Origin of the sequence: Xylanibacillus composti, assembly GCF_018403685.1 — a bacterium.
Lineage (GTDB): Bacteria > Bacillota > Bacilli > Paenibacillales > K13 > Xylanibacillus > Xylanibacillus composti.
Map to the genome: position 1 here is coordinate 63,731 of NZ_BOVK01000014.1, position 7,118 is coordinate 70,848.

The 7,118-nt window shown below is 53.9% G+C and carries 7 protein-coding genes; all 7 read left to right on the forward strand.

Annotated elements, in window-relative coordinates; translation table 11 throughout:
* Nucleotides 1–82 precede the first annotated feature (82 nt).
* The 7 genes from XYCOK13_RS05640 to XYCOK13_RS05670 all read left to right on the forward strand — a co-directional run bounded on the left by XYCOK13_RS05640 (nucleotide 83) and on the right by XYCOK13_RS05670 (nucleotide 7,044).
* A complete protein-coding gene (locus XYCOK13_RS05640; protein ID WP_213410915.1) occupies nucleotides 83–1,978 on the forward strand; it encodes a glucose PTS transporter subunit IIA in 1,896 nt (631 codons plus the stop codon).
* Nucleotides 1,971–3,737: a phosphoenolpyruvate--protein phosphotransferase gene (gene ptsP / locus XYCOK13_RS05645; RefSeq protein WP_213410916.1), complete on the forward strand. Its 1,767-nt coding sequence runs from the start codon at nucleotides 1,971–1,973 to the stop codon at nucleotides 3,735–3,737. The genes XYCOK13_RS05640 and ptsP overlap by 8 nt, the downstream gene beginning before the upstream one ends.
* On the forward strand, nucleotides 3,718–4,245 hold the full coding sequence (locus XYCOK13_RS05650; RefSeq protein WP_213410917.1) for a type 1 glutamine amidotransferase domain-containing protein: 528 nt from the start codon (nucleotides 3,718–3,720) through the stop codon (nucleotides 4,243–4,245). The genes ptsP and XYCOK13_RS05650 overlap by 20 nt, the downstream gene beginning before the upstream one ends.
* A gap of 13 nt (nucleotides 4,246–4,258) precedes the next feature.
* Entirely contained in the window at nucleotides 4,259–4,684 is a 426-nt protein-coding gene (locus tag XYCOK13_RS05655; RefSeq protein WP_213410918.1) for a VanZ family protein, read from the forward strand.
* Nucleotides 4,685–4,767: 83 nt separating this feature from the next.
* A complete protein-coding gene (locus tag XYCOK13_RS05660) occupies nucleotides 4,768–5,175 on the forward strand; it encodes a hypothetical protein (RefSeq protein WP_213410919.1) in 408 nt (135 codons plus the stop codon).
* A 140-nt stretch (nucleotides 5,176–5,315) separates the two neighbouring features.
* Complete coding sequence (gene ccpA / locus XYCOK13_RS05665) at nucleotides 5,316–6,314, forward strand: catabolite control protein A (RefSeq protein ID WP_213410920.1); 999 nt, start codon at nucleotides 5,316–5,318, stop codon at nucleotides 6,312–6,314.
* A gap of 13 nt (nucleotides 6,315–6,327) precedes the next feature.
* Nucleotides 6,328–7,044: a 5'-methylthioadenosine/adenosylhomocysteine nucleosidase gene (locus XYCOK13_RS05670; RefSeq protein WP_213410921.1), complete on the forward strand. Its 717-nt coding sequence runs from the start codon at nucleotides 6,328–6,330 to the stop codon at nucleotides 7,042–7,044.
* Nucleotides 7,045–7,118 lie beyond the last annotated feature (74 nt).

The following is a 7,118-nucleotide window of genomic DNA, read 5'->3' on the forward strand; positions in this document are numbered from 1 at the left end:
TTTCTGGCGGGTCCTTTGTATTTCCTTTGACAAAAACCGGTGCAACCTTTACCATCAATGTAGAGAATAGGAGGATGTTCCGGTGAACTGGATGGGGCCTTTTCAACAATTGGGCCGCTCGCTGATGCTGCCTATGACAGCGTTGCCAGCCGCGGCAATATTGTTATTTGCAGGCAATGCAATTCCTTGGACAATGTTCGGGTTGGATCATTTTGGACAGGTATTAATTTATGCCGGCGATACAGTATTTGCGTATTTGCCTTATTTGTTTGCTGTAGGGGTTGCGATGGGCCTGACGGACAATGCGTCCTCTGCCGCGCTCACCTCCTTGCTCAGCTACTTTCTATTTACACGCATCACCGTCTACTATGCGGAGCATCCGCTTCAAATAGGTGTCAGCGGCGCAATTATGATCGGCTTGCTGACGGCGGTTGCCTACAACCGGCTCAAGCATATCAAGCTGCCGGAACCGATTCAGTTTTTTGGCGGACCGCGCTTTGTGCCGTTGTTTATGTCGATAGCGACCATGATGTTCTCATACTTTTTCGCGAAACTGAACCCCCGGATCGAACAAATGCTGGATGGGCTGTCGGACTTAATTTTGAATCTGGAAGGGTTTGGCGTCTTTTTGTACGGGGTGCTTCACCGCCTGCTCGTCCCGACAGGCCTGCATCATATCTTGAACAACGTGATGTGGTTCCAGGTGGGCTCTTACGAGCGTGCTGACGGGCAGACGATGTTCGGCGACTTGCCGAGATTTTTCGCGGGTGACCCGGATGCGGGCATATACATGGCGGGCTTGTACCCGGTCATGATGTTCGCGCTGCCGGCCATCGCTTTCGCGATTATCAAGGAGGCGCGCGAGGACCTGAAGCCCAAGATAAAGGCCATGTTTCTGACGGCGGCGCTGGGCTCGTTCTTGACTGGCGTGAGCGAGCCGGTGGAGTTCGCCTTTCTGTTCGCCGCTCCTTATGTATTCGTCATCCATGCCATTTTATCCGGCTTTATTATGTGGCTCGTATACGCCTTGGACATTCATCACGGCTTTGCCTACTCGGCGGGCGCCTTTGACTTTATCCTGAATGCGCATCTCGCCCGCAGAGAAATTTGGTTGATTCCGATTGGAATCGCGTATGGCCTTTTCTATTATCATGCATTTAGATGGATCATCCGCCGGTTTCAAATCCGTACGCCCGGCAGGGAAGACGAGACTGAGCTTGACGATTGGTCGGGCGATATCCCATACCGTGCCCCGCTCGTCATGGAGGCGCTCGGCGGCAAAGCCAACATTGCCCGGATGGAAGCGTGCATAACGCGGCTCAGGCTCACGCTGCACGATGACCGCCTGATGGATATTTCCGCTTTGAAGACGCTAGGCGCAGCTGGCGTTATTCGGCTTGGCGGCGGGAATGTGCAGGTGGTATTCGGTACTTATTCGGAATTGCTTAAGGAGCAGATGGGCCGGATTATGCGGCAGGATTTCAACCAGGTCAGCTTCTTCGCGCCGGTGCAAGGGCGTATGATGAAGCTGGAGGAAGTGCCGGATACGATTTTTGCGAAAGGACTTGTCGGCATGGGGGTTGCGTTTTTCCCTGAGCGGGGAGAACTGGTTTCGCCTGTTGCAGGCAAAGTCATCCATCTCTATCCGACCCTGCATGCCATCGGCATCCGCACGAAGGAAGGGCTCGAAGTGCTGCTGCATATCGGCATCGATACTACGCAGCTGGAGGGGAAGGGCTTCACTTCCTATGTGCAGATTGGAGATGAAGTCAAGCCCGGACAATTGCTGATCCGCTTCCAGCTGGCACTGGTGCGGAAGCAGGCCAAGTCGTTGGCAACGCCAATGGTCATCACGAATCCGGAGCGTGTAAAGTCGTGGAATTTCGCCCCTTTCAAAGCTGTAAAGAAAGGTCAGGCGTCCGTGATGACGGTCGTGCTCAAAGGGGAACAAGCAAATGGGGGGAAACAACATGGTTAAGGGGATAGGAGCCTCTCCCGGCATTGCGGTCGGCAAGGCGTTCGTCTTGCCGAATTGGGAATGGGATGTACCGGACAACACGATAGACGTGGCGGATCTTGCCGCTGAGTTTGAGCGGCTGTACGAGGGCATCCATACGTCCAAGTCGGAGATTCAATCCATCAAACAGGAAATCTACGAAGTGATCGGGGAGGCGGAATCGAACATCTTCGATGCCCATCTGGCCATCTTGGACGATCCGGTCTTTATGAATGAAATCCAGGGCATCATCCGCAGACAATACAAAGCGGCGGAGGTAGCTGTCAAGGAAACGATTGATCATTTCGCCAGCATGTTCGATCTTCTGGATGATCCCTATATGAAAGAGCGGGCTGCAGACATTAAGGATGTGGGCAACCGCTTGATCAAGCATTTGATCGGAACGCCGGAAGTGACGCTGCCAAGAGACGCCAATCCCTTCGTGCTCGTCGCTCGCGAGCTGTCTCCCTCACAGCTGGCCAATCTGAATCCCGAACATGTGCTGGGCATCCTGACTTTGGTGGGCGGACCAACCTCTCATTCCGCGATCATGGCCAGAGCGCTAGGCATCCCGTTAGTGCTCGGGTTGGAGGGCAAGCTGGACCAGCCGATCCACACGGGCGACATGATAGCGCTCAATGGAGAAACGGGTGAAGTGCATGTGAATCCAGCGCATGAAGTTGTCCATCATTTCCAGGAATTGAAGGCGGATTGGCAGCAATACCAGGAAAGGCTGCAGGACTTGATCGAGGTGCCGGCCGTTACGAAGGACGGTCGGGCGGTGCGCCTGGATGTCAATATAAGCTCGGCCAAGGAAGTGCCGGACGCGTTCAGCCAAGGGGTAGACGGCATTGGGCTGTTCCGCACCGAGTTTCTGTTCATGGATCGCGACCATCAGCCTGACGAAGCGGAACAATTTGAAGTGTACCGGGAGGTCGTTCAGCAGGCGAACGGCAAGCGCGTCGTATTCCGGACGATGGACATCGGCGGAGACAAAAGGCCCGATTTCGATTTCGCGCTGGAAGAGGAAGAGAATCCTGTACTCGGCTATCGCGCCATACGCATATGTCTGGATCGGCCGGAATTGTTCAAAAATCAGCTCCGCGCCATTCTCCGGGCAAGCCACTATGGCCCGGTCAGCCTCATGTATCCGATGATTACCTCGATCACTGAGCTTCGCCAAGCCAATGCCATGCTGGAAGAAGCAAAGTCCGAGCTTGCGGCGGAATGCCTTCCTTTCGACAAGCATCTTCGCGTAGGGATTACCATCGAAGTTCCATCCGCAGCATTGATCGCGGACTGGTTGGCGGAAGAGGTGGATTTTTTCAGCATTGGCACGAACGATCTCATCCAATATACGTTAGCTGTAGACCGGATGAATGAACAGATCGCGCATCTGTATGAGCCGTTCCACCCGGCGGTGCTCCGCCTGCTCAAACAAATAGCCGAAGCTGCCCACCGGAAGGGAATTGGCATAGCGGTATGCGGGGAAATGGCCGGCGACGCGCGCGCGGTGCCAATATGGCTCGGTCTGGGCGTGTATGAGCTCAGCATGTCGGCCGGATCTGTGCTGAAGGTCAAGGACCGGGTCATCCGCAGCGAGGAGAAGGCTTGCCGGGAATGGCTGAATACGATCCTTTCCTGCCGCACGAATGAAGAGGTTAAGGAACACTTGATTCAATATGAGAAGACGCTCATCCAGACAAGGAGGGAACAAAACGATGGAGCTAAAAAATTGTAAAGTGCTCGCGTTTGTAGACGAGGAATTTGAAGATTTGGAAATGTGGTATCCCGTCCTGCGGCTTCGGGAGGCGGGGGCTGTTGTCGATGTGGCGGGCCTGGATGCAGGGAAGACGTATACCGGCAAATATGGCGTGCCGATTGAAGCGAATGTTTCATTTCGCGATGTGCAAGCAGCAGATTACGACGGTCTGTATGTGCCTGGAGGCTGGGCGCCGGACAAGCTTCGGCGGTATGAGCCTGTGCTTGCCCTGACTAGGGCCTTCCACGAAGCAAGCAAGCCGATTGGCCACATATGCCACGCTGGCTGGGTGCTTGCTTCAGCCAAAATATGCGAAGGGTATACGATGACATCGACACCCGGAATCAAGGATGATCTCATTCATGCCGGGGCGAATTGGGTAGATGAGGAAGCGGTAGTGGACAGACATATCGTCTCCGGCAGAAGGCCCCCGGATCTGCCGGCCTTTATGCGGGCCTTTATCGAGCTGCTGGCCCGTCCGCGTTAAGCAAGCGTTGAAGATGAAACACGCATTCGGATGGTTGGTGCGCTGGGGACCGGCTGCATGCTGCATGGGGATTATCTTCGCGCTGTCTCATCGCACCGCAGATGACTTGGAATCCTGGCTCCCTTGGTTCCAGCGTGTGGTGCCGGGGATGAGCGGGTTTGATTGGGGCCACTTTATCGCTTATTTCGTGCTCGCGGTGACGTTGGCTTGGGGCTTTGGCTCTTCTCATTCCACCTGGCGGGTGAGAATAGCCATTGCCGCCATATGTCTGGGCTACGGCATCAGCGACGAGATTCATCAGCATTTCGTAGAAGGTCGGCACCCGGATTGGAAAGATGTGCGCAATGATATGATTGGGGCCACTGCCGCTTTGCTTGTGCTGGCTGTTCGGCCGATTGGAAGGACGTTTGGCAAAATGGCCGATTCCATGAAATTCTAGCAGTCCGAAGGCAGGATTCCGACCGGTGAAGTCGAATTTCACTCATATGGAATGTAAACCTGCCGAGGAACAGGAGTGTTAGGATGTTCAAAACATGCACGTGCGGAAAAGAGATGAATGTCCGTCTGCGGACGGTTATTTATACGAATAAAGTTTCGATTACGAATGTGCCTGTGCTGTGCTGCGAGGATTGCACCTCAAGCGAGGTTGTACCCGAAATCAAGAACGATCTGAAATATTTGATCAAGCAGCTGGGAAATCAGCCGGAACTGCAGGAACTCGATTTTGGCGAAAGCAATGAATTTGCCTACATGCTCGGCATGGCTACCCGCAAGGAGCTGAGCCATCGGGCGATTGACGATTTGGTTCAGGACCGGATCAACCAGCTGCTGGACCTGTTGATTTTGGCCAGTTCGCTGGACGATCAGACATGGACGAAAGATATCGAGAGACGTTTGGTGCAAATTTCGGAGTTAACTTTCTCAACATGAATCAGACGAACATTCCGACGGTGCGCTGACCGTCGGTTTTTTGTGCGCGAGATGCGTTTTCATTGCTTCTGCGCACATTTTGTCGTATCATAGCTGTATCGGCTTTGTTCGAAAAAATGGTAAAGATGGGGAGATGTATTTTGACCGTCACAATATATGATGTGGCCCGCGAGGCCGGTGTATCTATGGCTACCGTATCCAGAGTTGTCAACAACAATCCGAACGTCAAACCGCAGACACGCAAGAAAGTGTTTGAAGCGATTGAAAGGCTAGGCTATCGTCCCAATGCTGTTGCGCGCGGATTGGCGAGCAAGAAGACAACTACTGTCGGTGTTGTCATTCCGGATATTTCGAATATGCTCTTTTCGGAAGTGGCGCGCGGCATAGAAGATATTGCGAATATGTACCATTACAATATCATTTTGTGCAATGCGGACAAGCGCAAGGAGAAGGAAATCAAGGTTATCAATACCTTGCTTGAAAAACAGGTGGACGGTTTGCTCTTCATGGGCGGATCCGTGACGGACGAGCACGTTCAAGCCTTCCGCACTTCATCGGTGCCAATCGTGCTGTGCGCAACGCGCGATGAAACGAACCAATATCCTTATGTGGACATAGACCATCAGCAAGCCGCCTTCGATGCGGTGAACGCGCTGGTGCAGGACGGACACCGGGATATTGCCATGATCAGCGGAAACTTGCAGGATACGAACAACGGGTATTCCCGATACATGGGGTACAAAGAGGCGCTGGAGAAAAACAATATGCCGTTCCGGGAGGAGTATGTCCGCATCGGCAATTACCGTTATGATTCCGGCATTGAAAGCATGAAGTATTTCCTCGAGCTGGAGCAGCGTCCAACGGCGGTATTCGCCGCGAATGACGAGATGGCGGTAGGCGCTATCCATGCCATTCAAGACAGCGGGCTGCGCGTGCCCGAGGATATTTCCGTTATTAGCGTCGACAACTCCCGCATTGCTTCGATGGTTCGTCCGCAGCTGACGGCCATAGCCCAGCCGATGTATGATATTGGAGCGGTTTCGATGAGGCTGTTGACGAAGCTGATGAAGAATGAAAAAATCGAGGATACGCGGGTCGTGCTGCCGCATGAGCTGGTCAAACGGCACTCGACGAGGTAAACGGGAAGCAACCATGCAAAGGAGAGATCGCGTGAACGGCAACGTAGGCATTATTGGTGCGATGAAGGAAGAAATTGAGCTGCTGCGGCAGGCCATGCAGCTCGATCGGGTGATCGAGCACGCCGGCATCACATTTCTGCAGGGAAAGCTCCATGACCGCGATGTAATCGTGTGCCAGTCCGGAGTCGGCAAGGTCAATGCGGCGGTTTGCACGCAATTGCTGATTGATCGATTTCATGTGCAGGCGATCCTGTTTACGGGAGTTGCGGGCGCGCTTGACCCTTCCATGGATATTGGCGATATCGTCATATCCCGCGATTGTATGCAGCATGATATGGACGCTTCGCCGCTTGGCTTCGCCAAAGGAGAGATCCCGTACGCGCCGCGTTCCGTATTTGCGGCAGATGCCCGCCTGATTGAAATTGCCGAACAGGTCGGCCAAGCGCGCTTTCCCGGACGCATGCGGGTAGGCAGGGTGCTTTCTGGCGATCAGTTCATTGCCGATCGGGCTGTCGTGGAGAAGCTGCACCGGGACATGGGAGGAAGCTGCACCGAAATGGAGGGCGCCGCTGTAGCGCAGGTGTGCGATATGAATGACATTCCGTTCCTGATTATTCGCTCGATGTCGGACAAGGCGGACGGATCGGCTGACGTGAATTTTGCGGAATTTACGGTAGAGGCCTCGCGCCGCTCGTTCAACATGATCGATGGCATTGTACAAGCGCTGTAAGTCCAAAGGACACCATAAGCTGCCATGCAGTCTAACTGCGGGCAGCTTTGTTCATGGTACGCCCAGCATGGGCG